This is a genomic window from Rhodococcus sp. MEB041, assembly GCF_030208955.1.
Taxonomy (GTDB): Bacteria; Actinomycetota; Actinomycetes; order Mycobacteriales; family Mycobacteriaceae; genus Rhodococcoides.
This window is the reverse complement of sequence record NZ_JARVSZ010000001.1, coordinates 558,050-583,290: the sequence shown is the minus strand read 5'-3', so window position 1 is coordinate 583,290 and position 25,241 is coordinate 558,050. Positions and strand designations below refer to the sequence as shown.

24 protein-coding genes and 1 pseudogene are annotated in these 25,241 nt (G+C 64.3%); 10 read left to right on the top strand and 15 right to left on the bottom strand.

The window, feature by feature from the left end; genetic code table 11:
- Nucleotides 1–18 precede the first annotated feature (18 nt).
- From QRN16_RS02790 to QRN16_RS02770, 5 genes and pseudogenes are all read right to left on the bottom strand, one after another.
- Nucleotides 19–801, bottom strand: a complete 783-nt coding sequence (locus QRN16_RS02790; RefSeq protein WP_285184686.1) for an acyl-CoA dehydrogenase family protein — start codon at nucleotides 799–801, stop codon at nucleotides 19–21.
- 84 nt (nucleotides 802–885) lie between these two features.
- A pseudogene (locus QRN16_RS02785) lies at nucleotides 886–1,044 on the bottom strand (acyl-CoA dehydrogenase family protein); the annotation flags it as partial.
- Between the two features lie 43 nt (nucleotides 1,045–1,087).
- A complete protein-coding gene (locus QRN16_RS02780; RefSeq protein WP_285184525.1) occupies nucleotides 1,088–2,299 on the bottom strand; it encodes an acyl-CoA dehydrogenase family protein in 1,212 nt (403 codons plus the stop codon).
- Nucleotides 2,296–3,060, bottom strand: a complete 765-nt coding sequence (locus QRN16_RS02775) for an enoyl-CoA hydratase-related protein (protein ID WP_285184524.1) — start codon at nucleotides 3,058–3,060, stop codon at nucleotides 2,296–2,298. Before QRN16_RS02775 ends, QRN16_RS02780 begins: the two co-directional genes overlap by 4 nt.
- A complete protein-coding gene (locus QRN16_RS02770; RefSeq protein ID WP_285184523.1) occupies nucleotides 3,057–4,688 on the bottom strand; it encodes an AMP-binding protein in 1,632 nt (543 codons plus the stop codon). The genes QRN16_RS02775 and QRN16_RS02770 overlap by 4 nt, the downstream gene beginning before the upstream one ends.
- 203 nt (nucleotides 4,689–4,891) lie before the next feature.
- On the opposite strand from QRN16_RS02770, the gene QRN16_RS02765 reads away from it, so the two are divergent.
- The 7 genes from QRN16_RS02765 to QRN16_RS02735 all read left to right on the top strand — a co-directional run bounded on the left by QRN16_RS02765 (nucleotide 4,892) and on the right by QRN16_RS02735 (nucleotide 10,818).
- Complete coding sequence (locus QRN16_RS02765; RefSeq protein ID WP_285184521.1) at nucleotides 4,892–5,593, top strand: FadR/GntR family transcriptional regulator; 702 nt, start codon at nucleotides 4,892–4,894, stop codon at nucleotides 5,591–5,593.
- A gap of 129 nt (nucleotides 5,594–5,722) precedes the next feature.
- Complete coding sequence (locus QRN16_RS02760; protein ID WP_285184520.1) at nucleotides 5,723–7,072, top strand: MFS transporter; 1,350 nt, start codon at nucleotides 5,723–5,725, stop codon at nucleotides 7,070–7,072.
- A gap of 92 nt (nucleotides 7,073–7,164) precedes the next feature.
- Nucleotides 7,165–8,259: a MerR family transcriptional regulator gene (locus tag QRN16_RS02755; RefSeq protein ID WP_285184519.1), complete on the top strand. Its 1,095-nt coding sequence runs from the start codon at nucleotides 7,165–7,167 to the stop codon at nucleotides 8,257–8,259.
- Complete coding sequence (locus tag QRN16_RS02750) at nucleotides 8,256–8,753, top strand: hypothetical protein (protein WP_285184518.1); 498 nt, start codon at nucleotides 8,256–8,258, stop codon at nucleotides 8,751–8,753. Before QRN16_RS02755 ends, QRN16_RS02750 begins: the two co-directional genes overlap by 4 nt.
- A gap of 148 nt (nucleotides 8,754–8,901) precedes the next feature.
- Nucleotides 8,902–9,159 carry a helix-turn-helix domain-containing protein gene (locus QRN16_RS02745; protein WP_285184517.1) on the top strand — a complete coding sequence of 86 codons (258 nt, stop codon included), beginning with the start codon at nucleotides 8,902–8,904 and terminating at the stop codon, nucleotides 9,157–9,159.
- Nucleotides 9,156–10,379, top strand: a complete 1,224-nt coding sequence (locus QRN16_RS02740) for a type II toxin-antitoxin system HipA family toxin (RefSeq protein ID WP_285184516.1) — start codon at nucleotides 9,156–9,158, stop codon at nucleotides 10,377–10,379. Before QRN16_RS02745 ends, QRN16_RS02740 begins: the two co-directional genes overlap by 4 nt.
- A 22-nt stretch (nucleotides 10,380–10,401) precedes the next feature.
- Complete coding sequence (locus QRN16_RS02735; RefSeq protein WP_285184515.1) at nucleotides 10,402–10,818, top strand: DUF1801 domain-containing protein; 417 nt, start codon at nucleotides 10,402–10,404, stop codon at nucleotides 10,816–10,818.
- 19 nt (nucleotides 10,819–10,837) lie between these two features.
- Here QRN16_RS02735 and QRN16_RS02730 read toward each other — a convergent pair whose 3' ends face one another.
- The 4 genes from QRN16_RS02730 to QRN16_RS02715 form a co-directional block, all read right to left on the bottom strand.
- Complete coding sequence (locus QRN16_RS02730; RefSeq protein WP_285184514.1) at nucleotides 10,838–11,497, bottom strand: hypothetical protein; 660 nt, start codon at nucleotides 11,495–11,497, stop codon at nucleotides 10,838–10,840.
- Nucleotides 11,498–11,539: 42 nt separating this feature from the next.
- Nucleotides 11,540–11,974, bottom strand: a complete 435-nt coding sequence (locus QRN16_RS02725) for a hypothetical protein (RefSeq protein ID WP_285184513.1) — start codon at nucleotides 11,972–11,974, stop codon at nucleotides 11,540–11,542.
- A gap of 238 nt (nucleotides 11,975–12,212) precedes the next feature.
- Nucleotides 12,213–12,920: an endonuclease/exonuclease/phosphatase family protein gene (locus QRN16_RS02720; protein ID WP_285184511.1), complete on the bottom strand. Its 708-nt coding sequence runs from the start codon at nucleotides 12,918–12,920 to the stop codon at nucleotides 12,213–12,215.
- 30 nt (nucleotides 12,921–12,950) lie between these two features.
- Nucleotides 12,951–14,597 (bottom strand): ATP-binding domain-containing protein, encoded by a 1,647-nt coding sequence (locus QRN16_RS02715; protein WP_285184510.1) that lies wholly within the window; start codon nucleotides 14,595–14,597, stop codon nucleotides 12,951–12,953.
- 287 nt (nucleotides 14,598–14,884) lie between these two features.
- Between QRN16_RS02715 and QRN16_RS02710 the strand changes: the two genes are divergently transcribed.
- Entirely contained in the window at nucleotides 14,885–15,802 is a 918-nt protein-coding gene (locus tag QRN16_RS02710; RefSeq protein ID WP_285184509.1) for a PDDEXK family nuclease, read from the top strand.
- A gap of 29 nt (nucleotides 15,803–15,831) precedes the next feature.
- Here the strand turns inward: QRN16_RS02710 and QRN16_RS02705 are convergent, their stop codons facing one another.
- The 4 genes from QRN16_RS02705 to QRN16_RS02690 form a co-directional block, all read right to left on the bottom strand.
- A complete protein-coding gene (locus QRN16_RS02705; RefSeq protein WP_285184508.1) occupies nucleotides 15,832–17,370 on the bottom strand; it encodes a GIY-YIG nuclease family protein in 1,539 nt (512 codons plus the stop codon).
- Between the two features lie 483 nt (nucleotides 17,371–17,853).
- Nucleotides 17,854–18,456, bottom strand: coding sequence for a LutC/YkgG family protein (locus tag QRN16_RS02700; protein ID WP_285184506.1), 603 nt, complete (start codon nucleotides 18,454–18,456; stop codon nucleotides 17,854–17,856).
- Complete coding sequence (locus tag QRN16_RS02695) at nucleotides 18,453–19,919, bottom strand: LutB/LldF family L-lactate oxidation iron-sulfur protein (RefSeq protein ID WP_285184505.1); 1,467 nt, start codon at nucleotides 19,917–19,919, stop codon at nucleotides 18,453–18,455. Before QRN16_RS02695 ends, QRN16_RS02700 begins: the two co-directional genes overlap by 4 nt.
- A complete protein-coding gene (locus QRN16_RS02690) occupies nucleotides 19,916–20,656 on the bottom strand; it encodes a (Fe-S)-binding protein (protein WP_222639029.1) in 741 nt (246 codons plus the stop codon). Before QRN16_RS02690 ends, QRN16_RS02695 begins: the two co-directional genes overlap by 4 nt.
- Before the next feature lie 70 nt (nucleotides 20,657–20,726).
- Here QRN16_RS02690 and QRN16_RS02685 point away from each other — a divergent pair, with 70 nt between their 5' ends.
- A complete protein-coding gene (locus QRN16_RS02685; protein ID WP_222639028.1) occupies nucleotides 20,727–21,410 on the top strand; it encodes a FadR/GntR family transcriptional regulator in 684 nt (227 codons plus the stop codon).
- A gap of 798 nt (nucleotides 21,411–22,208) precedes the next feature.
- On the top strand, nucleotides 22,209–23,126 hold the full coding sequence (locus QRN16_RS02680; protein ID WP_285184504.1) for a hypothetical protein: 918 nt from the start codon (nucleotides 22,209–22,211) through the stop codon (nucleotides 23,124–23,126).
- Between the two features lie 10 nt (nucleotides 23,127–23,136).
- On the opposite strand, the gene QRN16_RS02675 is transcribed toward QRN16_RS02680, so the two are convergent.
- Both QRN16_RS02675 and QRN16_RS02670 read right to left on the bottom strand, forming a co-directional pair.
- Nucleotides 23,137–24,180 (bottom strand): glycerophosphodiester phosphodiesterase family protein, encoded by a 1,044-nt coding sequence (locus QRN16_RS02675; protein WP_502943971.1) that lies wholly within the window; start codon nucleotides 24,178–24,180, stop codon nucleotides 23,137–23,139.
- Between the two features lie 39 nt (nucleotides 24,181–24,219).
- Nucleotides 24,220–25,236, bottom strand: a complete 1,017-nt coding sequence (locus QRN16_RS02670; RefSeq protein WP_285184502.1) for a LacI family DNA-binding transcriptional regulator — start codon at nucleotides 25,234–25,236, stop codon at nucleotides 24,220–24,222.
- Between the last annotated feature and the right edge of the window lie 5 nt (nucleotides 25,237–25,241).

The following is a 25,241-nucleotide window of genomic DNA, read 5'->3' as shown; positions in this document are numbered from 1 at the left end:
GCTGCTGCACCCTCCCGTTCACGCCCGTTCGAGCACTGCCTCAGCAATGCGGTCGAGATGGGAGTCCATGGATCCGAACAGCATCTCGACGCTCTTCGCGCGTCGGAAATAGTGATGCAGCGGATGCTCCCACGTGAATCCGATACCACCGTGAACCTGTATGGATTCCTCTGCGGCGAACGACGCCGCTCGCGATGCCAACACCCGTGCGATGGACACGGCCGTGAACATCGAGGCCTCGTCGCGGTCGACCGCCGCGTTCGCTGCGTCCAGAACAGCCGCTTCAGCCAACTCGACGGCAATGGACATATCGACGAGCCGATGCTTGATTGCCTGAAAAGAACCGATCGGCCGGCCGAACTGCTTTCTGGTCTTGGCATAGACGACGGACATGTCCAGACAGGCGCGAGCGCTGCCCACCTGTTCAGCTGCCAGTACGGTCCACATCGCGGCCGTGGCTCGGTCGACCGCCCCGGTTCCCTCCACGGGAACCCACTCGGTCGGGCGAACACCGTCGAACGTCACGGACGCCATAGGTCTCGTCAGATCCAACGTCGTCATCGCCGTCCGCTCGACACCGTTGTCGGTCGCATCGACTGTCGCCACGAGGCGACCCCTGTCGGACGTCGCAATGACCAGCACGGTGTCAGCGTCCATCCCGCCCATGACGAAATTAGTGTGCCCGCTGAGCACCACGCCTTCGTCATCGTCCGACCAGACGACTCCATCACGTGCACCCTGGTTTCCAGCCACAGCTACACGTGTGGATCCCGTCGCCAGTCGGGCGAGCGTGATGCCCATCTGGTTGTCAGGCGCGGGGGCCAGTTCGGACAGGAGCAATCCGGCCAGGACTGCAGACGCGAAGAACGGGCCGGGATCGAGTGCCCTACCCAGTTCGAGAGCGACCGCGCACAGGTCTTTGAGCGTTCCTCCTGCGCCGCCGTACTGTTCCGGAACACCGATCTCGGTGCAACCCATCGTCGTCAGTGCACTCCAGGAGTCGCCGTCGGCCGCATCGGACAGCGCGCGCCGAACCGCATCCATGATGTCGCGTTGCTCGACGGTCCATTCCATGGTCATGTCGTGCTCACCTCGGTTCCCGCGGTAGGCCGAGCCCTCGTTCTCCGATGATGTTTCGTTGAATCTCGTCGGATCCCCCAGCTATGCGGTAGCCGGGGGCTCCGAGGAGGTGCTCCGACCAGGCGAACGTGTCGGCTTCGCCTGTGTCCGCCGCAAGGCGCGGACCGAGCACTCGTGCCGCTGCTTCTCCGATACGGGTCAGGTTCTGGGTCCAGACAATTTTGCCGATCGACCCCTCGACACCGGGGGCGGCGCCATCCTCGCGTCGCTCGGCGTACCGGGCGACGAGAAGCGCGGATGCGCGCTCGTAGACAGCTACTTCGGCCACGCGCTGCCGTGTCAGGGGGTCTGCTGGAGCACCGACCTGCCGCACGAGTCGAGCCAGGTCGCGGACGTTTCCTCCGGCATCGACGATGCCGGCGCTCGAGTTGCGTTCGAAACCTAATGTCGTCAGTGCAACCTTCCAACCGTCGCCGACATCGCCGAGCCGCAGCGTGTCCGGAAGTAAGACGCCGTCCAGGAACACCTCGTTGAACGTGGAGCCACCGGACATCTGTCGGATAGGTCGGATGTCGATACCGTCCGAATCCATGGGGACCATGAAAGCCGTCATTCCGCGATGCTTGGGGGCAGTGGAATCGGTTCGTGCGATCAGCAGTCCCCACTCTGCGAACTGCGCACCCGAGCTCCACACTTTCTGACCGTTGACGATCCAGGAGTCCCCGTCACGCGTCGCTCGGGTGGTCAACCCAGCCAGATCAGACCCAGCCCCCGGTTCCGAAAACAGCTGACAGCAGAGCAGATCGGCGCGCAGAAAGGAGCGGACGAACTGTCGTCGCTGATTCTCGGTCCCGAGAAGGTGGACCGTCGGCGCGACGAGATCGACAGTGACCAGCACGATCTCATGACGATCGGGGACTGCGAACTCCAGTTCGTGCTCGACGTAGTTCCGCTCGTGACTCGCCGACAGGCCGGGTCCGCCCCACACCGGATCCCACGTGATCGCACCGAACCCCGCATCAACCCGCTCTGCCTGCCATCGACGGGCAGCATCGATGAGCGCACGCTCCTCTGCGGCGTCGTGATTGTGGAAGATCGCGTAGCGCCGCTCGACATCGGCCGCGCTCGATCGGCGTGGAACCCGAGTCTCGAGAAACGCGACACAGTCCCGACCGAATTGATCGAGAGTCGCCTGTTCGTACTGCACATCTGTCGTCACGACCGATCCTTTCGTGCAAGTTGCTCGATGCGGGCATCGACCGCGGCCTTGGCATGCGGGTTGTCCGCCAGCCGGACGGTGAAGCTCTGCTCGAGCTCGTAGCCCCTCTTCAGATCGAGAGATTCGCACCCGTTCAGGGACTGCTTGGCGAGCGTCACGGCGTATCGGTTCTTGGCTGCGATAGACCGTGCTCGCATCATTGCCACGTTCAGCAATTCCGATTCCGGGACCACTTCGATGGGAGCACCCCAGTCACGCATGGTCGCTGCGCCGACCGGCTCCGCCGTGAAGAACAGTCGCCGCACAGCCTGTTGCGGCAACATGCGCGCGGCGAATCGCCCACCTCCGAGAACGCCGACATTCATTTCCGGTAGGCCGAACACCGCACGGTCGGAGGCGACGACGACGTCGCATACGGCGGTCAGTCCCAAGCCACTTCCGAGGGCTGCCCCATTGACGGCAGCGACCACGGGCACAGCGCAATCCATCACGGAGAAGAGCCCACGGCGTATCTCTCGCATCCGCCGGTCGCCGTTCTCCGCGGACATGCTCTGGAATTCGTGGAGATCGTTTCCACCACAGAAGTTCTTGCCCTTACCGGTCAGAACTGCGACCGTGGTGTCCTCCCGGTCTGACAATTCTTCGAACACGTCGGCCAGTTCTCTGTACATCGCGCTGTCGAGTGCGTTCACCTTGCCGCGAGACAGTTCGACGAGGGCGACGCCGGACTCGGGGTGGCTGACAGCGATGCTCGCGGTCACCGGTCGACCTCGTACGACGCAGCAATGGTGATGCCTGCCATGTGACGGGGAACCTCGGCTCTGTCGCGAGTCCATTCCCGCAGAGCGAACTTCTGAATCTTCCCACTAGGCGTCTTGGGCAGTGAATCCACGACGAAGACGCTCTCCGGAAATCGCTGACGAGCGATCTTGTGGGACTCGAGAAATGCCTGGACCTCGGCGAGATCGATGCTCGTGCCGGCCTCGGGAACCACGAAGGCACAACCGCGCTCTCCCGTCACGGGGTCGGGTCCGGCAACGATCGCCACCTCCGACACGTGCGGATGCTGCGAGAGCAGGGATTCCACGGAGTACGCGCTGATCTTCTCCCCGGACCGATTGATGATGTCCTTGATACGTCCGACGACGTGGAGGTACCCGTCGTCGTCGAAGCGCCCCAAGTCACCCGTACGGAAGAACCCGTCCAGAGTGAACGCAGCCTCGTTCAGAGACGCGTCCAAGTACCCCAGGAACGTGTCGGGTCCGCGCCAAACGATCTCGCCGACCGAGGACGACCGATCGGTCCCGTCCACCAGAACGTCGGTCGGAGCTATGGGACGACCGTCGCTCCGCGTGCGGGCATGCAGGGAATCGGACGATGTGGAACAAGTGGCAGACGGGCCCTCCGTTGCGCCGAACATCCGGACAGTCGTACCGAGCGTGTCCGTCGCAGCTGTAGCGAGCGAGTCGGGAATGTCGGCGCCACCGCACACGACATATCGAACTGACGGAGTCGAGGTGTTCGCCCGTGTCGCGGCATTCACCAGACCTCTCAGAAACGGGGTAGAGAAGATCATGAACGAGGCGCGCTCCGCGAGAATTCGGGCGAGCGCGACATCGGAATCCCACCGATCCTGCAGTACGACAGGGATTCCGAGCAGGAACGGCAGGGTAAGGGCGCAATTGATACCGGTCACATGCGTCACCGGCGAGGGATTGAAGACGACGTCGTCGGGGCCGAGTCCGAACCAGTCGACCATCGACCGGTTCTCGAAGACCAGAGTGTTGTGGCTGTGCAAGACACCCTTGGGCTCGGCGGTGGTTCCCGATGTGTACAACAGCAGGCACACGTCGTCGGGGTCGACGCCCACGTCCTCCACCTCCACCTCGACGTCGGTCACCGTGATCATGTCGTTCCAGCGCGCCGAACCCACGACGACCACATCGACGGCGGCGAAGATCGGCGACGAGTACATGGACTCGACGTCGCGGTTGCCACGAGAGTCCATCACGAAGACGACTGCTGCCCCCGACTGGTCGAGGATGAAGCTCACCTCTTGTTCGCGATAGATCGGAACGATCGGATTCGCCACTGCACCGAGTTTCATCACGGCATGGAAGACGATTACCGCCTCGACACAGTTCGGCAGCTGGAAGGACACCACGGAGTCACGGCTGACCCCGAGCCGCTTCAACGACAGGGCGAGACGGGACGCGTCACGCTCGATGTCGCCGAAGGTCGACCGCCGGTCACCGTCCACTACCGCGAGAGCGTCGGGGCGGTCGGCCGCGCACCGGGTCAGGAGACTGCCGACCGTGTCGTCGCTCCAGTACCCGCGAGCTCGATACTCACGCACCAGCTCGTCGGCCGGGAGCCGTGTCGGTTGCATGGTGGACCTCCGTAGTCGGGCAGTGCGGTTACTCCAGACGCTAACCCCATCCCACTAAACATGTACAGCAATTGATACTTTGCGCTCACGTATCGTGATCGCATGAGTTCATGCGACCTCTGTCGCCCACATGGCATCGCGCAGTGACCGACGACCAGGGTGACCGCGTACCTAGAAGAACTCCTGCGGCCAGACCCAGGAAGATGTCCGAGCGGGTCGCGAACGTGATCGCCGACCAGATTCTCGGCGGCGGTATCGACGAGGGGCAACGCCTGCCGACAGAGAAAGAGATGATGGCGGAGTACGGCGTGGCGCGGACAACTGTCCGTGAGGCACTGCGACTGCTCGAGAGCCGAGACCTCATCACCATCAAGCCCGGTGTCGGGGGTGGGCCCACGGCGGCGCGACCTCGGTACGACTCGCTGGGCAACACATTCAAGCTGTTCCTTCAGCTCGAAGGAGCGACGATCTCCGACGTCATCGACGTTCGCCTCACATTGGAACCTCTCGTGGCCCGGCAAGCTGCGGAGAACGCCTCGCCCTCCCAGCTCGACGAGATGCAGCAAGCCCTCGACAGCATGCGAGCCGATCCCGGCGACTACGAGAACTTCCAGGAGCAGAACGCGCTGTTCCAGACCACGCTGTACAAAGCGGCCGGCAACGCGGCATTTCGCATCGTGATGGAAACGCTGTGGCTGCTCGTACGGGATGCCGAGCCCACCGAGCACCCGCTCGCAACACGACGCGCGGCCATCGACGCCCAGCAGATCATCCTCGATGCCCTGGCCCTGGGCGATCCCGACGCGGCCGGGCGGGCGATGAGTACGTTCGTGACCGATTCGGCCCGGTACTACAGGCGCTGGTTGAGCCGTGTGATCGCGCAGCCCGTTCACTGGCAGCTCTGACTGACGATTCCAGCCCAAAAGCTGTACATGTTTCGATGTGCAGTCGTATGGTTCGAGGGCGCGCACATACCGGTCTCCCCGCGGCCGATCGCCCAGTGACAGCGCGCCCGCACAGAACCGGAGTCGGATGTGGCCAGTCCCCGCACCATCGATCGGACTCGACGTCGAGGCGTCATCGCTGCAGCAGCAGGCACGATCGTCGAGTACTACGACCTCACCGTCTATGCCTATCTCGCCGTGGTGGTCAGCCCACTGTTCTTTCCCGGCGACGACCCCACCGCGTCGCTACTGGCCAGCCTGGCGGTGTTCGCATCCGCCTACTTGATGAGGCCGATCGGCGGACTGTTCTTCGGCCGTCTCGGCGACCGACACGGACGCAAACGAGCGCTCGTCGTCTCGGTCGTCCTGATGGGTATCGGCACTGCCTTGATGGCTCTACTCCCGACCTACGAGACGGCGGGTGTCCTCGCCCCGGCACTCCTGGTCGTTGCACGTCTCGTGCAGGGCTTCTCGGCCGGAGGTGAACTGGGAGGCGCCCTCACCTACGTCTACGAAACCGTCGGCCCGAAGCGGAAGGGTCTGGGAGCGTCGTTCGTCGCCCTCGGCAGCAACAGCGGATTCGCTCTCGCTGCGGTCGCAGTGGCCACGACGTCGGCGTTGACGTCGACTGAACAGATGACCAGTTGGGGTTGGCGCATCCCATTCCTCCTCGGCCTACCGCTGTTGCTCATCTGCCTCTGGCTGCGTAGCCGAATCGAGGACACACCTGAATTCGAGCGCTCGGCCGCGCGCGATGACATCTCCAAAGCTCCACTCAGCGAACTGATGCGAAGCCACCCCCGTCAGGTCCTGCAGGTCTTCGGGCTCGGTGTCGCACAGAACGCCACCGGCTACATGGTCCTGACGTATGTCGGAATCCACCTCGTTCGAGAAGGGGGATTCAGTCAGACGGCAGTGACCTGGACTGCCGCGCTCGTGATCGTTCTGGTCGCCCTGTCGATGCCGGTATCCGGCCTGCTCGTCGACCGGTTCGGCAGCAAGAAGATTCTCCTGGCGGGCCTGGTCGCGTCGGCGGTACTGGCATACCCCGCCATGTCCATGATGAGCGGACACGGGCTGGTGGTGGCTGCCATCGCATTCGGGTTCTTCGCCGTGGGCACACCGCTCATCCAGACCTCGACGGCGCCACTCTTCCCGTCCTTGTTCACCTCGCGTGTCCGACTCACCGGCGTCGCACTGGGTTTCAACATCGCTACCATCGCCACCGGTGGAACAGCGGCCTACATTGCAACGTGGCTGATCGACCGGACCGGAAACGCTGTATCTCCCGCGTTCTTCGTGATCGGGGCTGCGCTCGTCGGCTTGGTGACCTTGGCAACCATCCGACAAGAGACGTACCGGGGTGCGAAATACGCTGCCGCCGAGTCGATCGACGTCGAGGCCGACGACCTCGACACGGTGAAGGCGCGCCAGGGGTGATCGGAGATCACGGCACCTCTTCCGGCCACCAACCAGCGGTAGTCGGCACACGCGGTTGACCTTCATGTAGGTCGAAGCTGCATGCTGTCGGGGTGTCAGATGCCGAGTTGATGTCCATCGGGTCGTTCGCGCAGCGGTGCGGCCTGACGGCAAGCGCCCTGCGCTTCTACGCAGATTCAGGATCGCTGCTGCCGGCAGAGGTGGACCCCGTCACCGGGTATCGCTTCTACCGCGAGGACCAGCTCGCGAAGGCGGTCCTGCTGAGGCGACTCCGCGAGATCGGCATGTCCCTTCCGTCTGTGAACTCTGCGCTCGGCGCGGACGTCGTCGACGTGATTCGCTCGGTCGATGATCACGTCACCACGGTGATGCGCGAGGCCGAATCGGTGCGGCAGCAGGCAGCCTCCATCACGACCACCCTGGCTGAGCGAACCAGGCTGCAGACCGCCCGACTGAGCGGGCCGGTCTTGGCCTCCGCGATCGAACAGATCCTCACCGCCACCACCGACGATCCGGACATCGCAGTCCTCGGTGGCGTCCATGTCGAAGCTGGGCCCGGGGTCTTGACGCTGACCGCCAGCGACCGCTACCGCCTGTCGACAAGAACACTGGTCAGCAATGTCGACAGTGCTGCGGCGTGGGCCGCAACAGTGAACGGCGACGACCTCCGACAGAGCCTCGGCGATCTGCGCCGTACGTCGTCCGTCAGCGTCGACGTCACCAATCACGGTATGAACCTGCGCCTGATTGGCCGCGGTGATCATCACTGCAGGTTCGTGTCCGAGCCCTTCCCCGACTACCGATCGATGCTCGACACTCTGCCGGCGGTGACCAGTCGGGTCGAGGTCCCCACTGCGACGCTTCTGCATGCCCTCGAACAACGATCTGCTGATCGGATCTGGTTGTGCAGCAACGACAAGTATCTCGTCGTTCGTGATGTCCACGGCGATCGCTCCTCGGACATCGAGCTGCCGGCCCGTGTGAACGGGCCGACGATCGACGTCTGGTTCGAGATGACCACTCTCTACCCAGCCATCAGCACCGCCGTCGGCGCTGAAGTTCTACTCGATTTCCGCGGGCCCGAACAACCCGCCACTGTGCGCTCTGCAGACCGAGGCGACTTGACCACTCTGGTCATGCCCATCGCAGCACCGTGTGGCACCACGACGACAGAACACACGCCATGACAGGAAGTCCCGCAAGCGACCCGACGATGGACGCGATCGCCGCGGCCGTCACCGAGGGCAGAAGTGGAAACGTCGACGAGGCACGTCGACAACTCTTTGCACTGTGGCAGGACATCGGTGTCGACGGTGATCCCCTTCACCGGTGCAGCCTCGCGCACTACCTCGCCGACCTCTACGATGGTCCCGCGCAGGCGCTCACGTGGGATGTTCGAGCACTCGACGCGGCACATGCCTTCAGCGAGAAACGAACTCAGGATCATCACGCGGAACTTCACATCGCCGGCTTCTTTCCGTCGCTGCATCTCAACCTCGCGGACAACTACTGCAAGCTCGGGTCTTTCGAAGCAGCTCGCGAGCACATCGACGCTGCGAAGGAGTGCTCCTCGACGCTCACGGACGATCCCTACGGGGATCTCATCCGCGACGCGATCGGAAGGGTTGACGCGGCCATTTCGGCGGGGAGCGGTACGGATCGGACTACGACCTCCCCTTAAGCCTGCTTTGACAAGCGCAATAGAAGCGTCGAGGCTGCGTGTGGATCTGAGGCACCTTACGCTTGCTGTCGAAGGCTTAAGGCCCTAGCGCATGCGACTGCTGGGATGTACCGTGTCTTAAGTCGGTTCCCGCAAGCATTGGATCGGAATGGCCGTCCCTCGGAAGTCACGCCGCACTCAGGCCAGCCGCCTGGCGCGGTCCTTCACCGCGCGCCGACACGAGCTGGGAATGACGCAGGCCGAGCTGGCTTTACTGGCCGGGGTCGGCCGATCCACTGTGCAATCTATCGAGGGCGGCAAAGAGACGTCGCAACTCGATGGCGTTCGCGCCGTTGCAGATGCGTTGGGGTGCGATCTGTCGCTCATCACTCGCGCCGGCATCGTCGTCGAACCGGATCGCGAGTGAGCACTCGGCTCGATCTGCGCCAGGTCGACGACGCTGACGTCTACAAGGGAAATATCCGTGCAGGCCGTTTGACGAGGTCAGGCGACACCGTCCGCTTCCAGTACCCCGATGACTACATCAGCCCCGGCGCCCAGCCCGTCGCCTGGTCTCTAGCGATGGGAGTAGGCGGTATTACAGCCACGGCAGGAAGTGTGCCGCCGTTCTTCGCCGGACTGCTTCCCGAAGGGGTGCGCCTGTCCGGTGTGGTCGCCGGAACCAAGACGTCGGAGGATGACCACCTGGCCATCCTCTTGGCAGTCGGGGCGGACACGATCGGCGATGTGCGGGTGATCCCCGCGAGACTCGAACCCGAGGCATCCGCGCCCGCGTTCGACCCGGACGTGCCGACGCCGAGTTTGCGTGCGTTGTTCGACAGCGTGGCCGGCCCACAGTCGATGGACGTCGACGTGGCAGGCCTGCCCGGAGTTCAGGGCAAGGTATCGGCTGAGATGTACTCGTCGCCGGTGACGACGACGCGAGGTGCAGCGATTCTCAAACTGGCTCCGCCCAACCGTTTCCCGCGCCTGGTGGCGAACGAGAATTTTTTCATGTCGGTGGCAGAAGCCTGCGGACTCGTCATACCTCGGCGTCACGTGATCACAGACGCGAACGAAGTCTCGGGTCTTCTCGTCGAACGTTTCGACCGAGATGGTGGCCGCAGGTTGGCCCAGGAGGATGCATGTCAGGTCAACGCGCTGTATCCCTCGTCCAAGTACCGCATCAAAACCGAGACAGTGCTCACCTCGCTGGCAGCGGCCGTAGAACGAGGAGGGGGTTCCGCACGCCAGGCGGCGCTCGAACTGATACGGCTCACCGTCTACTCCTATGCCATCGGTAACGGTGACCTGCACGGCAAGAACTATTCGATTCATCAAGGCAAGCACGGTTTATGGGGTGTCACTCCCGCATACGATCTTCTGTGCACCCAGCCCTACATGTCGTGGAACGACCCCATGGCCCTGACGTTCTACGGCCGCAACAACAGGTGGACGCGTGAGCACGTCCTCGACGGCTCGGTACGTCACACGCTTCCCCGAAAGGCAGTGATCCGCGTGCTGGACGACGTCTGCGCCGGCGTTCGAGCTGCCGCCGAGGACGTGGGTCATATCGGTTTCGACGACAAGACGACGGCGAGACTACAAGCTTTTCTGAGGGACCGTTGTGCCGAACTGACACGGTGAACAGTGTGGCACGATGCGAACCATGGCCGAGCCCAGCACGAAGCCGACCGACGCCGACGTCGCAGACTTCCTCGCAGCCGCGACACCCGCACGCCGCCGGGAAGACGGTGTCCGTCTCGCGGAGATCTTCGCCGAGGTGACCGGGGCCGAGCCCGTGATGTGGGGCCCGTCGATGGTGGGTTACGGCAGTTATTGCTATGTCTCACCTAAAAACCCACGCACTCGCGGCGAGTGGCCCAAGGTCGCGTTCTCGCCGAGAAAAGCGCGGCTGTCGCTGTACGGGCTGAAGGATCTACCCGAGAGCGCCGCCCTGCTGCCCTCGCTCGGCACTTACACCGAGGGCGCAGGGTGCGTCTATGTGCGCAGACTGGACCAGATCGACCTCGATGTACTGCGGCGCTTCATCGCCATCGCCTGGGCACGTGAGGATGACGAGTAGACCGGTCGCCTCGGGCGAGTCAGTACGTCAGGTTCGCCCCGCGCGACATGAGGACTGCATTGCTCCCGGCGAGCAGACAGGAAATCCCGTCCTCTCGCGAGACGCACATTGCGCCACCGACGGTGAGGGTCTCGCCGTACTGCAGCACAGCCGCATCGGATGCCGTGTAGATCCCCTGCGTGGTGCAGGTGTGAACGGCACCTGTCGCTTCGATGCGGACGGCGTACTTGTCGTTGTCCGCATTGCTGCACACCGGACCGTCCACGGGCGCGACGCTGGTCACCGCCTGACAACCGACCGGCCCCGCCGATGACGGCGCAGGATAAATCGCGCTAGCGATATTCCCCGTCGGTGACGTGAAGAAGTAACCGTCCCCGTCTGCGCCGGTATTGGCGAACGGTTCCAGGTCGACTGCGACTTCCTCCGAACCAGGCCGCGCCGGATACATACTTCCGTCGGGCCCGAGCGTCATGCCCGGCTGCTGTGTGTCCTCGATGGACGGGGTCTGCTGAGAGGTGGACACGTCCGACGGCCCCGGTGTGAGGGTTGTCGATGGCGTGGACGGGGCACTGGTGGACGTCCCCACCGTTTCGGTGGAGTCGACTCCGATGGTGCATGCCCCGACAGTCGCGGTCACCACGCTCACGATCAGAACGGCAAGAACGGGACGGGTCGACATGAGCACCTTCCTCGCCGTTGCTACGTCACGCACAGGACTCGATCACGCGGGAACCCGCACCTCGACAGACGGGCCGGCGACGAAGTGCAGCGACTCGGTCGTGACGCTGAGAACGACACGGCCAGGCTTGGTGTCGACTGCAATCTGATTGCCCGTCGTGATCGGGGGAGGAAGAGGCCCGCGGCCGGTCGTGGTCACGCGGCTGGACACCATGCCGCGCTCGTTCGTGTCGAGGTTGTGCCAGTTCACCTGAGCGACTACCGAACACGGGGTGCTGACGTACGCGACCCACGCTGTCGTCACCAGAGCCGTGCCGGGCCGGTAGTGCGGAGTTCGGGCATTCGATGTCAGTTGTCCCGCACACTCGATACCGTTGAACTCCCCGAGCGTGAACGTCTGGCCGGGGAACATCGTGAAGTCCTGGCGGTCTGCCGACGCCGTTCCCAGGGTCGTTCCGACGGCGACTGCTGTGGACATGGCGACCACCGCTCCTCGCGCCGCCCATCGCCGTGAAGCATCGCTCCGTGGTGTCGCCATGAACCGACCTTCCGTTCAGGTATACGTCCTCACGGACCGTAACAACGGTGATGGCCATTACTCATAAACATCCCATAACGATCGTTTCGGGTATGAATGGTCGACTGGAACACGTGGCGAAGGCCTTTGACGGACGTCTTCACGTCCAGCGACACTCGATGGGCACTCGAGTACTACTTCATGTCTGTGCCAGCTCGCAGACGACCCCGGAGTGATCGCTCAGACGCAGGTCACCCGTCGTTCCCGGCCACGTTCGCACTGCGACACAGTCCACATTCGACGCGACGTGATCGATGAGCTGGCCGTCATCGGTCGTCCCAGCCGTGTGGCACGTCCACCGCGTCATCACTTCGGCGAGCCGGTCCGCAGCCAGAATGGGCTGCCTCGCACGCGGGATCTTCTGATTGAAGTCACCGGCAACGATGACCGGTACAGACGCCTCGAAACCGTTGACCAGATCCTCGATCTGGTCCAGACACGCAAGGTGTTCGGACCACGGCGCGGCGTCGCGGCGCCCGGTGCTGACGTGAGCGCGAGACCAGGGAATGCACACCGCGAGCAACCGGACCGCCCCGATGGGTGTGTCCGTCAATGCGGTCACCACACGTCCCGCGCCGCCACCGCTCTCGACCCGAACCACGTCCGAGAATGGCTGCCGGGAGTACACCAATACTTTGCGACGGTCCGCTTCGATCGCGTATGCCCAGTCGCCGCCGCCATCGAGGGTGTACCCGTCGTCCGGGAGGAGACCACGGCGCCCCTCCGTCACGACGAGAATGTCGGCGGCCAATCTCGCCAGACGGTCGCGAACCTCTGCACCTCGTCGACCGCGCGCGGTCGCCCACTCGACGTTCCACGTGGCGACAGTGGCTCGGGCAGCGCTCACGCTGTGCACCTCGAGGGAAACGTCTGGCAATCACACTCCGAGACGGCGAGCCAGCTCATCGCCACCCACCTTCCGCAAGAATTCTAAGTTCCCGCACACAACCAGTTGATCGCGCGCTCTCGACAATCCGACGTACAGCCGCTCCCTGGAACGCTCTCGACTCTCGGTCTCGTTGACCGCCAGTACCACCGCTCGACGCTCCAGCCCCTTGAAACCCAGGACGTGACCGTAGAACACCTGCTCGGTGTCCCAGAAGCTGTCCCAGTACGCCTTGTGTCCCTCGCGCTGCCGGGCTACCTGCTCGGGGTGGCGACTCCCCGTCGTCAACATCGCCAGATCTTCCGGCCGCCACCCCGCATCGAGCAGGACGTCGATCTGATCGTCCGCGCATTCGAGAGCGTGCTCGGCTGTGCACGGCACCATCGTCACCTCCGGCCCCTCTCCACCGAGCAGACGCATCCGCTGGCCGGCGAGAGAGGTGAAGCACGAAGCGATCTGCCGGGTGTTGCGCAGATTGTGGTCGAGGACGATCGGAACGAGCTGGAGCGGAGGCGCGCCCTGCCGGTCGAAGACACGTTGCGCCTCGTCGCTGAATACGTAGATCCCGCCGGACTCGGTGTCACGTAGCGATTCCACCACCGGCTGCCACCACGCGTCGGCAAAATCCTGGGCCTCGTCGACGACCACGGAGTCGAACCGAGTGCGCCGCTCCAGGTCGTGGGCGAGCCGCGCCATCTGATCGGGTAGATCCTGCTCCCAGAACTGCACACTTGCCGCCGTCCGCACCGATTCGTCGGGTCCGCGGGCTGCACCCCACTCGATTCCCAACGCGTGGAACTCCCCCACGTACGCAGGCCGCTCCTTCCGCGACCACGTCGAGGTGAGCCGACGCAAATACGACGCGAGACCGTGCGAATAGCAGAGCAGCGCAACCCGTTCACCGGACTTCGACAGCCGTCGAGCCTGCTCGACCGCGAGGAAGGTCTTGCCGCTCCCGGCCCCGCCGCGTACCTCGACGCGGTTCAGCAACCGGATCGCGTCGAGAATGATCGACTGCTGGCTGGTCAGTGCGTCCACTTCGTCCTCGTTGGCGATCGCCCGCGCCAACACACTCGCCTGCGGCAACCCCCGACCACTCAAGGCCGCAGCGAGTTGAGCGACACCGGCGGAACCCATCGGCCGGTCGGACTGCTTGCTGTTCAAGACCTCACGCAGGAGCGGCACAATCGTGCTCAGCTGAGTCCGGTCGATCACCCGCCACCGCGGGCAGTCGGGACGCGCGAAATCGTCCGGCAGTTCGGTGTTCGGGAAGACGACCAGGTGATCCCAGCGCACCCGACCCTGCGTCCAGCGCGGATCACTCTCGACGTAGGTGCGCAGCGCGTAGCTCGCGCCGAGGACCTGGTGTACCGGATCGATGGGTACGTCCTCGCCTCGGCGCCGCTGCCTCCACGTGCTCCCGTCGTGCGAGATCTGCCCACCCTTGACCTCGAGACACACCACGCCCAGACCATCGAGACCGACGACGAAGTCGATCTCGTGATCCTTGGAGCGGTCGGTGACGCGCTGATTCGCCGCAAGGCAGTCGTTCTCGCCCAACTGTGCGATGAGCGCATCCCAGACGATGCGCTCCGCATCGTTGACGAGATTGGGGTTCTCGGGGTGGCAAAGCGGCATCGATACACAGTGCCATAGCGATCCAATATCCGCCTGGAATAGCAAATCGGGTCGGGCGGGATACTTCGTCAAGACTGTAGCGAGGAGCTTTTCTTCATTGGTATGTTGCTGTTTCAGATCGGAGGACGTACTCGATTAGCGAGGCTGCTGTGGCGCAATACTTCACCGTGACCGGTGGACAAGCTTTCCCTCTGGACCCGACAACCATGACCGCGGAGAGTCTTCGCGAAGTCGACCATCTCGAACGGTGGATCGTCGACAACCCCTCGGTACTCGGCGACGACGTCATGATCGTGTCGACGCAGTTCGACCGCTGGCATTCGGCGGCCGGGGATGTGGCCTCGGAGCGGTTGGACATACTCGGTCTAGATTCTCAGGGACGACCCGTCGTCGTCGAACTCAAGCGAGGTGCGGACAAGAAAGTTCATCTGCAAGCCCTCACCTATGCGGCACTGGTGGCTCGATTCGGGGCCCACGAGCTCGGCGCAGCCCACGCAGCGCACCTCACCCGCGGCGGCGTTCCGACATCCGCGGAGGAAGGTTTCCACATCCTGCGCGACCACGTAGATAGTGAATGGGACGCCAAAATGCTCTCCCGGCCGCGTGTTGTCCTGGTCGCCGAACACTTCCCACCTCAGGTAATCACCACGGTGTCATGGCTGCAGGACGTTTCAGGCGGGTTGCTTGCAGTCGAATGCATCGAGTACTCCCTGTTCGCAGACCAACACCGTTCTCTGTCGGTCGGCTTCTCGAAGATCTGGCCCGTCGCAGATCTCGACGACCGCCTGCTCGGACCGAAGATCGCCGAGGAACGCGACGCTCGCCAGGACATTGCCGAGCGAAGCCGCGGACCGCGAGTCGCAGCCGTCGCGGTTCGAAACGAACTTATTCCTAACGGAGCTCGGTTGACCCTCGACATCTCGAAGACCGTCAGCCGCGACGTCGTGGATGCGGTCGAACGGTGGCTCGACAGCAATCCGGACACCGGATACGCGACCTGGGGCACCGATCCGGCGAGACCGTTGTCGTGGCCTGGCGATACGACGGCGACGTTCTCTCTGACACGGCTTGCCAAGATCATCATCGCCCGCGCGACGGACGCTCCCGAACCTGCGTCCATTCCAGGAGGCGACGTCTGGGTCTACGACGGGCTCACCGTGTCGCGTATTGCAGCACGGTTCACCAATGGCGTCGAGGAACCGTGACGCCATTGGTGACAACCGGGGGCTGGCAGCTATCGGGCGGTACGCAGTGCCTCGGTGTGCAGCATCGGCGAGTGGTACTTCCCGTATGGTGACCGAGTACCTCGAAGAGAATCGACCAGGACTGCCGATGCTGTCGACCACGTCTCCTCGACGGTGGTTCCGAGAGCCCAGCTCAGCGAAATATCGTCACCCGCAGCAGCCCGGTATCCGATCGTTCTGAACCTGACTGCAGGATTTCTCGCAGCCAAGTCGTAGAGGGGGACGCCGGCTTCGTTTTCGAGTGTCGATCGCGAAACTACGGTGGTAGCAATGAGTTTTACAGACGATTCGGTGGAGTCGCGGACTACGTAAGCCACTTCCATGGCGCCGACGTTGACAGTGAACAATCGACGACGCCCCGGCCCCGACTTCGTCGACGGGAGGCACGTCACACCCCAATTCGCGCCCGCGTCGGCGGAAGAATCAGGAATAGACGACGCAACCAATTCGCGGAGCCATCGGAGGGCCTGACCGTCGACGTCGAGTTTGCAGAACGTTTCGAACTTCTTCCTGTCGGACGACGACCCGCCCGCCTCTGCGTTCGAACCGCGTTCATCGTTAATGTCGACGATGTCGTCGTCGATCACGGCGTCGTCGGCCTCGTCTGCGGGAGACATGTCAGCCTTCTGCGTGGAAGGCCGGTCCGGCCTGACTGGCGAAGACGCGCCGGCGGCCGCTGCGAGCTGTGGACAATGTGACGGCTTGTACCCGGACTGCCGTTTACGCATCACGGCCAGCGCGTGATGCGCGGCTGCATCTGCGACGCCGGGAAGCTCCAACGCCGAGGCGAAGTCGGTGACGTCGTCGATTCTGATGGTTCGTTCGTTGATGCCCGCTGACTTGTGAGCTGCCGGCCCCAGCCATACCCCGCGTCCCAACTTGCGCCATGGCTTACGACTTGCGAACAGCCGCTTCGGAATTCGGCTCCCATCGACGAACATGCGGACTTCGAGCTTGCCCGATTTTGGAGGCGACCAGATGTAGAACATCTCCAGCATCGCCATGGAGATGCAGGTGATTCGGTGAGCAGACGATCCCGGGAAGCAGCTCACCGTCCAGAACGTGCCTTCTGTTCGCGCGGGGAAAGGAACACAGGCGCTCAAGTAGGCAGCCACCGCGTTCACGATCTCACTGCCGCGAGGGTGCTGCTGCAAGCGATCGAAGGACGAGGTGTGTGCTGCAAGTTGTCCGGACGAGTACTCAGGGCCAACCACCACATCGGTGGCATTCAGCGCCCTCGGATCCCGTAGCCACTCTGCCTGCTCCTCCGGTGTCACGACTGCGTCGATGACGCTCTCCCCCGAGAGCGTCATCGCATGCTCACGGTTGCGGAGCGTGAATCCGGCCTTCTGCGCGCTATGTACCAATGACCGCTCGATCGATCGAAGTTCCAGCGGTGCGGCGTCGACCTCTCGCAGCCTGAAGGCGGCGATGTCCATGTGCCGCTGCGCATGTTGCTTCAACCGAGAGCGCAGGTCGGTGGAGATCCCGATATATGCCTCGTGGTTCTCTGCTTCGAACAAGTACAACCCGCGAGTCTTTGGGCGGATCGCATCGAGCTCGTCCGGGGTGTATACCCGAGCCTCCCCGAAACCGTTCGCTGCCGACCATCGAGCCAAGGCGGTGCTACCAGAGGACATCACGAACCTTTCCACGTACGAGTGTGGTGCGAATCTAACCGATACCTCCGACAGATCCATTGTTCGCCGACCACAATGGGCGCTGAACGCGGTGTGAACTGCCCATTCATCGGTTATCGACACGGTCAGGCCGCCGTTGCGGTCCTATAGATTTCGCATTCCCGAACTTGGTTCGCTTCCAGTGGGCCACAGGGATCACGAAGATCGTGACCCGCATGTACTGTTTCTGCGCTGCTACTGGGTGGTGTTACGACACCGCGCAACGGTAGGGGGTGTAGCCGTCACTGAGGGGTTTGCTCCTGGCGCCATCACCGACGAAAGAGAGAATCGCCCTATCGTCGATGCGCCCGACCAAGGAACCGGGCGGCGATGTCACCCCACGATCAATACATCCAACCGCCGAGGCCCGTGAACCCCTTCCACCCTGTTCAGCTCGATGTCACTGGTTGCACTCGGCCCACTGATGAACGTCAGCGGCCGCGCCGCATCGAGCACCGCGAACGCCTGCGGCACCGTGTCCACCACCTGCTCCGCCCTGACGATGCAGATGTGGTGATCGGGCACCAGCGTCAACGCCCGGCGCCCCTGCGCTTCGCCCGCGTCGAGCACGATGGTTCCCGTCGCCGCGATGCCCACCCTGCAGCCGGTGATGACAGCGTCGACGGCATCGAGTTCCTCCACCGACAGACCATCGTCGGGCACGGTCACGATCCCGTCCACCCACGCTGGCGGCACGTCCACTGGGATCACCGCGCGCGCATCGTCGGCCAGCAATCCGCGAATCGTCGCCGCGATCTCCGACTCCGCCACCCGATACACCTGCGCCCGGTAGTCGTCGACCGTCTCGGCGAAGCGGTCCACGTTCCCCGGCCCGACCAGAGCAGCTCGGTCGTAGTCGCGTGGAACCTCGACACCCACCGCACCACCCTCGGTGGCCGATCGGATGCGTCGCAGAATCTCGGCCTTGGCACTCATGCGTCGTCCTCGTGTGTACGCGCCCACCACTGGCGGAACGTCTCCTTCGGAGGCGCCGGCATGTCACGGCTGGTGGTCCACAACGATCCTGGGAAGGGAAGCGACTCGATGTGCCCCTTCTTTCCCGCCAGCAGGCGTCCGACCCCCGCAGCCTTCTCGGCCATCCCGAACCGCTTCGGCGAGTTCATCGCCCACCCCGCAGCTCGCATCGCGATCTCCTGGCCGCCGGGGATGCCGCCGCGTTCGGAGTCGACCTGCTCCGCCCGTAGGTGCACCAGAATCTCCGGGATGTTGATACGTACCGGGCACGCATCGAAACACGCGCCGCACAGTGACGACGCATACGGCAGTGACGCATTGGGGTCGTCGTGGCCGGTAGTGCCGGTCAGCTGCGGCGACAGGATCGCGCCGATCGGCCCCGGGTACACGGAACCGTAGGCGTGGCCTCCGGTCCGCTCGTACACAGGACAGACGTTGAGGCACGCGCTGCATCGGATGCAGTTGAGTGCGGCGCGGCCCACCTCGTCGGCAAGCACGTTGGTTCTGCCGTTGTCGATGAGCACCAGGTGGAAGTTCTGGGGTCCGTCGCCTTCGTGCACCCCGGTCCACATCGACGTGTACGGATTCATGCGTTCGGCGGTCGACGACCGCGGCAGCAACTGCATGAATACTTCGAGGTCCGCGAAGGTGGGGACCAGCTTCTCGATGCCCATCAACGTGATGAGGGTGTCGGGCAGCGTCAGACACATGCGCCCGTTGCCTTCGGATTCGACGACGGCAAGCGTCCCCGTTTCGGCGACACCGAAGTTGGCGCCACTGATGGCCACCTTTGCCGACAGGAACTTCCGTCGTAGGTGCTCCCGTGCCGCCATGGCCAGTTCGCGCGGCTCATCGGTGATGGCAGCGTCGACACCGGGCATGCGCCGCAGGAAGATCTCGCGAATCTCCGCGCGGTTCCGGTGGATTGCGGGGACCAGGATATGACTGGGCTTGTCGTCACCCAGCTGGACGATGAGCTCGGCCAGGTCGGTCTCGATCGCGGCGATGCCCTCGGCTTCGAGGTACTCGTTCAGGCCGGTCTCCTGAGTGGCCATGGACTTCACCTTGACCACCTCGTCACTGCCCGTGGCCTTGACCAAGTCCGTGATGATGCGATTGGCCTCGTCGGCGTCGCGTGCCCAGTGCACTACTCCCCCGCGGGCGGTGACGTTGGCTTCGAGTTGCTGCAGCAGCTCGGGCAGCCTCGACATCACGTCGGTCTTGAGGGCACTCCCGGCGAGGCGCAACTCCTCCCAGTCATCGCACTCCGCAACAGCTCCCAGTCGCTTCTCACGGATGGTCTTGGTCGCAGCCCCGACGTTGCGCCGCATCTGAGTGTCCTGCAGCGCCCGCTTCGCGGCCTTCGGAAAGCTCTCCTCCCCGCGAATGTTACCGATGCCGGGCGAACCCAAGAAGGTGGTCATGCTGCCTCCGTCGACGCAAGGATCTCGGCGAGGTGCACGGTCTTGACGCCGGTGCGCAGGCGGGACAGTCCGCCGCCGATGTGCATCAGGCACGACGAATCCCCGGCGCTGCACACCTCGGCCCCGGTGGACAGCACGTTGGCCATCTTGTCCGACAGCATCGCCGTCGAGGTCTCCGAGTTCTTCAACGCGAACGTTCCGCCGAAGCCGCAGCACGACTCGGCCTGGGGCAGCTCGACCAACGTCATGCCGCGTACGTTGCGCAGCAGTTCGAGGGGCTTGTCGCCGACGCGCAACATCCTCAGCGAATGGCACGTGGGGTGGTAGGTGACGCGGTGCGGGTAGTAGGCGCCGACGTTGGTGACGCCTAGGACGTCGACGAGGAGTTCGGACAGCTCGTAGGTGCGGCCGGCGATGTCCTCGGCGCGGGTGGCCAGGTCCTCGTCGCCGGCGCGGCGCGCGACCATCGCATGCTGGTGCCGGACCGATCCGACACAGGAACCGGATGGTGCAACGGCGACGTCCCACGACGACTTCTCGAAGACCTCGACGTGGTGACGCACCAGGGGTGCGGCCTCCTTGAGGTAGCCGGTGTTGACGTGCATCTGGCCGCAGCACGTCTGATCCGACGGGAAGACGACGGTGTGACCGAGCCGTTCGAGCAGTGAGACAGTCGCTTTCGCTGACTCGGGGAAGAGTGCGTCCGCCAGACAGGTGGCGAACAGGGCGATCCGCATGGAGCCTCCAGAGCGTGTGGTCTGACCACAGTAACCCCTGTGGTCAGACCACACCAGCTATTCTCCGACAATGCGCGCACACGAGGTGGTTCTCCACCGCATCGAACAGGACCTGGCGGCGGCGCGACTCCGTGTCGGCGATCGACTGCCGGCTGAGCGCGCACTTGCGGAGGAGCTCGGCGTCAGCCGCAGCTCGGTTCGCGAGGCCATCCGCGTCCTGGAGGCGATGGGCGTCGTGAAGACGTCGGTCGGGTCGGGCCCCGACGCGGGCGCAATCGTGGTGGCGGACCCCGCCACGTCGATCGGCTCAGCACTGCGACTGCACATGGCCACCCAGTTCCTGCCCATCGCGGACGTGGTGCAGACGCGCGTACTCCTCGAGTCGTGGGCGTTGCGCGAAGCCGCGGCGCGCACCCCCGACCTCACCGCCATCGACGAGTTACTCGACCGAATGGACGACAAGAGTCTGGCACCCGATCAGTTCCATCGCCTCGACGCCGAGCTCCATGTTCGATTCGCAGGGCTTGCCGGCAACGTGCTGATCGAGGCCATGATGACCTCGCTCCGCGACTCGATCCACGGCTACGTCATGGACGCGGTACCCATGCTCGACGACTGGTCGGCCGTCGCCGTGAACCTCCGGTGCGAGCATCGCGGCATCGTCGACGCGTTGCGCCGAGGCCACGGCGCCAAGGCTGCCACGCTCGCGCGCGAGCACATCGAGGGGTTCTACGGGTTGATGCGGCTCGACTAGTGAGGGGATAACCCTCCTAAAGTTGGCGTCTCCAACATCAGCGACACGTGAGACGAGTGGGTTTCGCCCGGATTGTCTGAAACCGCAGACAGAAGTCCACGCTTGCCCGATTTGCCCCGTCTACGCAGACCTTCATGCCAGAATCTCGCGTGTGGGTAACCCATCGAACCGACGAGTGTCGCTGACAACGGGCCGAATGAACAGAGCCTCCGTACGACTGACACAGAACGGTTCTCGCTCGCGCAGAGGCAAAGCGACCGTCACAAGACGCCCGCCGTCACCGGTGGTTATCCGCGACATCGATGGGAAAGACGAGGAAGGCACAGTTCACTGCGTCGTGTGTGCGGTAAACATCGGACCGCCGGCGACGGGCTCACGAGCTGATTGCTGCCGCGAATGCCGCAAACTCATGCTGTCAATGACCGAGCTCGCGGGCTTGATTCCCGTCAATCATGTGTGTGTCGCGCGGCCACAGCGTGGAAGATGCGACGTGCTGGAGCACCGAAAGCTCGTAAGCATCGCGGTTGCACTGGCACGCCGGTCTGTACGGGGCCAGCAACTGGATGTCGACACGTTGATTCAACGCGCGCACAGCAGGTTAGCGGAGCAGTCCACGCGGGAAGTTCGCATCAAATCAACTGCTCAGAATCAACGTTGATTCGAGGCGGTCGAACCGTTCACTACGGGACACCCGCATCTGAGTGCCGTGGATCAGGTAGGCGAACATGTTTGTCGGACCCCCGTGCCAGCATCCCTCCACACACAACGAGGGCCGCGGGCCCGGGCAAGGGGTTCACCATGGCAATGCACGTCGTCGACGACCGTATCGAGGTCCAGTGCCCCGAGGTCCATCCCGACGCCCGGATGTCGTTCTCGTTCCAGCGGACTCTCCGCGTTCCCGACGACGGAACCACGTACGACCTCCCTCCGGGCCTCGGAAGACTGCAGGTGACGGAGTCCGGCCAGGACGACGACGGGGTGACTCGCTTCGCCATGCCGATGTGGCAGTCCGAGGCATGCTGGATCAACTTCGATGCCGGCTATCCGTTCCTCGTGACGATGAGCAGCGGCACCGTCAACGTCCTGACGGGTGAGCCGTGGTCGCCCGTTCCCGACTTCGAGGCCGAGGACTACCTGGAAGTTCCGGACCAGCCGTGGCTCGATGGGTTCACTGTCGAGAAGGGAACGGTGCGCCAGTTCGTCGCTGCCCCGCTGGGCGCCGACTACACGGTGGAGGAGCAGCTGTCTTCGGAGCCGGCGCGCGGTGGGATCCAGGTGGCCGTCTACCCGCTGTTGGCGAGCAAGTACTCAGAGCTGGACCACCTCCCGACCATCATTTGCTTCTCCGTGCCCCCAAACGACGCGATGGGCCTCGGTGCCGGTGGATCCATCAGACAAGCAGTGACGACGCCAGTGGTCCCGCACGACTCGTGGGACCTCGACCACGGCCGGCGATTCACCATTGACATCGTCAACAGTGCTGTGTTGCGACAACTCACAGGATCGGAACCCGCCTCGGTTCCTCTGAGCGCCGCTGATTACACGCGGTTCGGGATGCCGTGGTTCGCCTGGTACGACGAGCTGGTGGTGGCCCGCGAGGGAGCAGCGTCGCTGCGCGGCGTGAGGACAGTCGCTGACGTCGATGCCGGCGCGGACGAGCCGATCCTGCCGGAGAACGAGAGCTTCGAGAAGCCGGTACCGGTGTACGTCAGCTGACAGGCGCGCGTCAGCGCACCGTGGCCGGCTCCGGCAGCGCCATCCCCCGCTCCCCCATCACCTCGCGCAGGCGGTCGGGGTAGTCGGTGATGATGCCGTCCACGCCCATGTCCATCAGTGCCGCCATCGTCGCGGGGTCGTCCACCGTCCACGGCACGACACGGATCCCGGCGGCATGCGCGGACGCCACCATCTTGGGTGTCACGTAGAGCTCGAAGTCCGGATCGCCCACGGCTCCCTTCTGCGGGGTGCCCTGGACGGGCGAGAGGGCGTGGGCGCCGAACGACTGCACCGCCGCCACAGGGTCACCGTCGAAGTCCTCGATGTCGAGACCACCCAGCCATGGGGACGCTCCAGGTTCCCCGACTTCGAGGAAGTCGGGCTCCGTGAGCGCCACCAGACGGACCGACGGGTCGACCATCTGCACCGCGAGGAGAGCGCCCCAGTCGAAACTCTGAATGGTGGTGCGATCGAGCAGTCCCGCCGCCCCGACCGAGGCGAGCACCACGTCGGCGAACTGCTCACGGGACGCCGTTTCGGTGGGCGCCGCCGCCTCCACCTTGGTCTCGATGTTCAGCTGCACCGTGGAGTCGTACGAGTTCACCAGCGCGAGCACCTCGTCGAGGGTCGGGATTCCGGCGTCTGTCGCCACTCGCTGTTCCGGGTAGCCGTCGAGCTGCGCCACACCACAATTCAGGGTCCGCACCTGTGCCAGCGTCAGGGTGTTCACGTACTTCCCGACGTAGGGAAACTCGGGATCGTTGTCGGTCGCGGGCCGGGTGTCGCGGCACTTCACATCCGACACCTTCCGGTCGTGCGTGACGACGGCGACGCCGTCCTCGGTGATCTGCGTGTCCATCTCGAGGGTGGTGACGCCGAGCTCGAGGGCGTTGGTGAACGAGGCGATCGTGCTCTCGGTGACCAGTCCGAGGCCGCCGCGGTGCGCCTGCAGGTCGAAGCCGTCGATCGGCTGCGCGGTCTCGGTCTCCTGCGTGGAGCAGGCCGCCAACGCCACGCACATCGAGACGGTCAGCAGCACTCGTCGCATCGCCATGACGCCCACGCTAAGCCGGAAAGGTGAACGCCCGATGGATCAGCGCGCGCGCCACCCCTGATCGGTCGACCCTCGCACCACCAACGACGGCTCGAAGGTGAGCTGCCGGAACTCGTGAGCTCCCGACGCCGAGACCTGCTCCAGCAGCAGTTCGGCTGCAGCCTTGCCCAATTCGGCTCGGGGCTGCGAGATGGACGTGAGGGGAACTGCGGCACCCGCGGCGTAGTCGATGTCGTCGTACCCGACGATCGCCAGGTCCTCCGGTACACGCACCCCGCGGTGCACACATTCCTGCAGCACACCCAGCGCGAGCAGGTCGTTCGCGCACACGACCCCGGTCGGCGGGTCGTCCGTCATGTCGAAGATCCGGGCTGCAGCTCGTGCGCCGGCCTCGATGGACAACGACGTCGACCACACCGTCGACATGCGGGTACTGGCCGATTCGGCGACAGCCGTGAGGGCACCGGAGCGGCGGTCGCGCACCTGCCGAATGCTGTCCGGGCCGCCGACGTAGACCAGGGTGCGGTGTCCCAGATCCATGAGATGCCGCGCAGCCAAACGCCCTCCGAGAACGTCGTCGACCGCGACCGACGATCTGCCGGGGGCGTGCGACCCGCGATCGAGCAACACCACCGGGGTGCCCTGGCGGTCGAGGTTGTCGAGCATCGGAACGTTCTCGCCCACGGGACTGAGCAGGATGCCCTGCACGCGCTGCTCCATGAGCAGGCGAAGCTGACGGTTCTCGCGCTCCTCTGACTCGCCGCTGCCGACGATCACGGTCAACAGATCGTTCACGTCCGCCACGGATTCGGCACCGGCTGCCACGTCGAGGAAGAACGGGTTCCGGGCGTCGAGGACCACGACGGCGAGCATGCGGGACTGCCCGGCTCGAAGTTGGCGGGCCGCGTCGTTACGCACGAATCCGAGCTGCGCGATGGCCGCCTCGACGCGCTCACGGGTGGCGGCGGAGACCATGTCGGGCTTGTTCAGGACATTGCTGATGGTGCCCATGGACACTCCCGCGAGAGCGGCGACCTCACGCATGCTCGCTGCCATGATCG

Coding starts and splice junctions, on each gene's coding strand:
- QRN16_RS02790 (WP_285184686.1), bottom strand. CDS start 801: ATGGGCATCACGCTCGCCCGACTGGCGACGGGATCCACACGTGTAGCT.
- QRN16_RS02770 (WP_285184523.1), bottom strand. CDS start 4,688: ATGCAACCGACACGGCTCCCGGCCGACGAGCTGGTGCGTGAGTATCGA.
- QRN16_RS02765 (WP_285184521.1), top strand. CDS start 4,892: ATGTCCGAGCGGGTCGCGAACGTGATCGCCGACCAGATTCTCGGCGGC.
- QRN16_RS02750 (WP_285184518.1), top strand. CDS start 8,256: ATGACAGGAAGTCCCGCAAGCGACCCGACGATGGACGCGATCGCCGCG.
- QRN16_RS02745 (WP_285184517.1), top strand. CDS start 8,902: ATGGCCGTCCCTCGGAAGTCACGCCGCACTCAGGCCAGCCGCCTGGCG.
- QRN16_RS02735 (WP_285184515.1), top strand. CDS start 10,402: ATGGCCGAGCCCAGCACGAAGCCGACCGACGCCGACGTCGCAGACTTC.
- QRN16_RS02730 (WP_285184514.1), bottom strand. CDS start 11,497: ATGTCGACCCGTCCCGTTCTTGCCGTTCTGATCGTGAGCGTGGTGACC.
- QRN16_RS02725 (WP_285184513.1), bottom strand. CDS start 11,974: ATGTCCACAGCAGTCGCCGTCGGAACGACCCTGGGAACGGCGTCGGCA.
- QRN16_RS02715 (WP_285184510.1), bottom strand. CDS start 14,597: ATGCCGCTTTGCCACCCCGAGAACCCCAATCTCGTCAACGATGCGGAG.
- QRN16_RS02710 (WP_285184509.1), top strand. CDS start 14,885: ATGATCGTGTCGACGCAGTTCGACCGCTGGCATTCGGCGGCCGGGGAT.
- QRN16_RS02700 (WP_285184506.1), bottom strand. CDS start 18,456: ATGAGTGCCAAGGCCGAGATTCTGCGACGCATCCGATCGGCCACCGAG.
- QRN16_RS02695 (WP_285184505.1), bottom strand. CDS start 19,919: ATGACCACCTTCTTGGGTTCGCCCGGCATCGGTAACATTCGCGGGGAG.
- QRN16_RS02690 (WP_222639029.1), bottom strand. CDS start 20,656: ATGCGGATCGCCCTGTTCGCCACCTGTCTGGCGGACGCACTCTTCCCC.
- QRN16_RS02685 (WP_222639028.1), top strand. CDS start 20,727: ATGCGCGCACACGAGGTGGTTCTCCACCGCATCGAACAGGACCTGGCG.
- QRN16_RS02680 (WP_285184504.1), top strand. CDS start 22,209: ATGGCAATGCACGTCGTCGACGACCGTATCGAGGTCCAGTGCCCCGAG.
- QRN16_RS02675 (WP_502943971.1), bottom strand. CDS start 24,180: ATGGCGATGCGACGAGTGCTGCTGACCGTCTCGATGTGCGTGGCGTTG.
- QRN16_RS02670 (WP_285184502.1), bottom strand. CDS start 25,236: ATGGCAGCGAGCATGCGTGAGGTCGCCGCTCTCGCGGGAGTGTCCATG.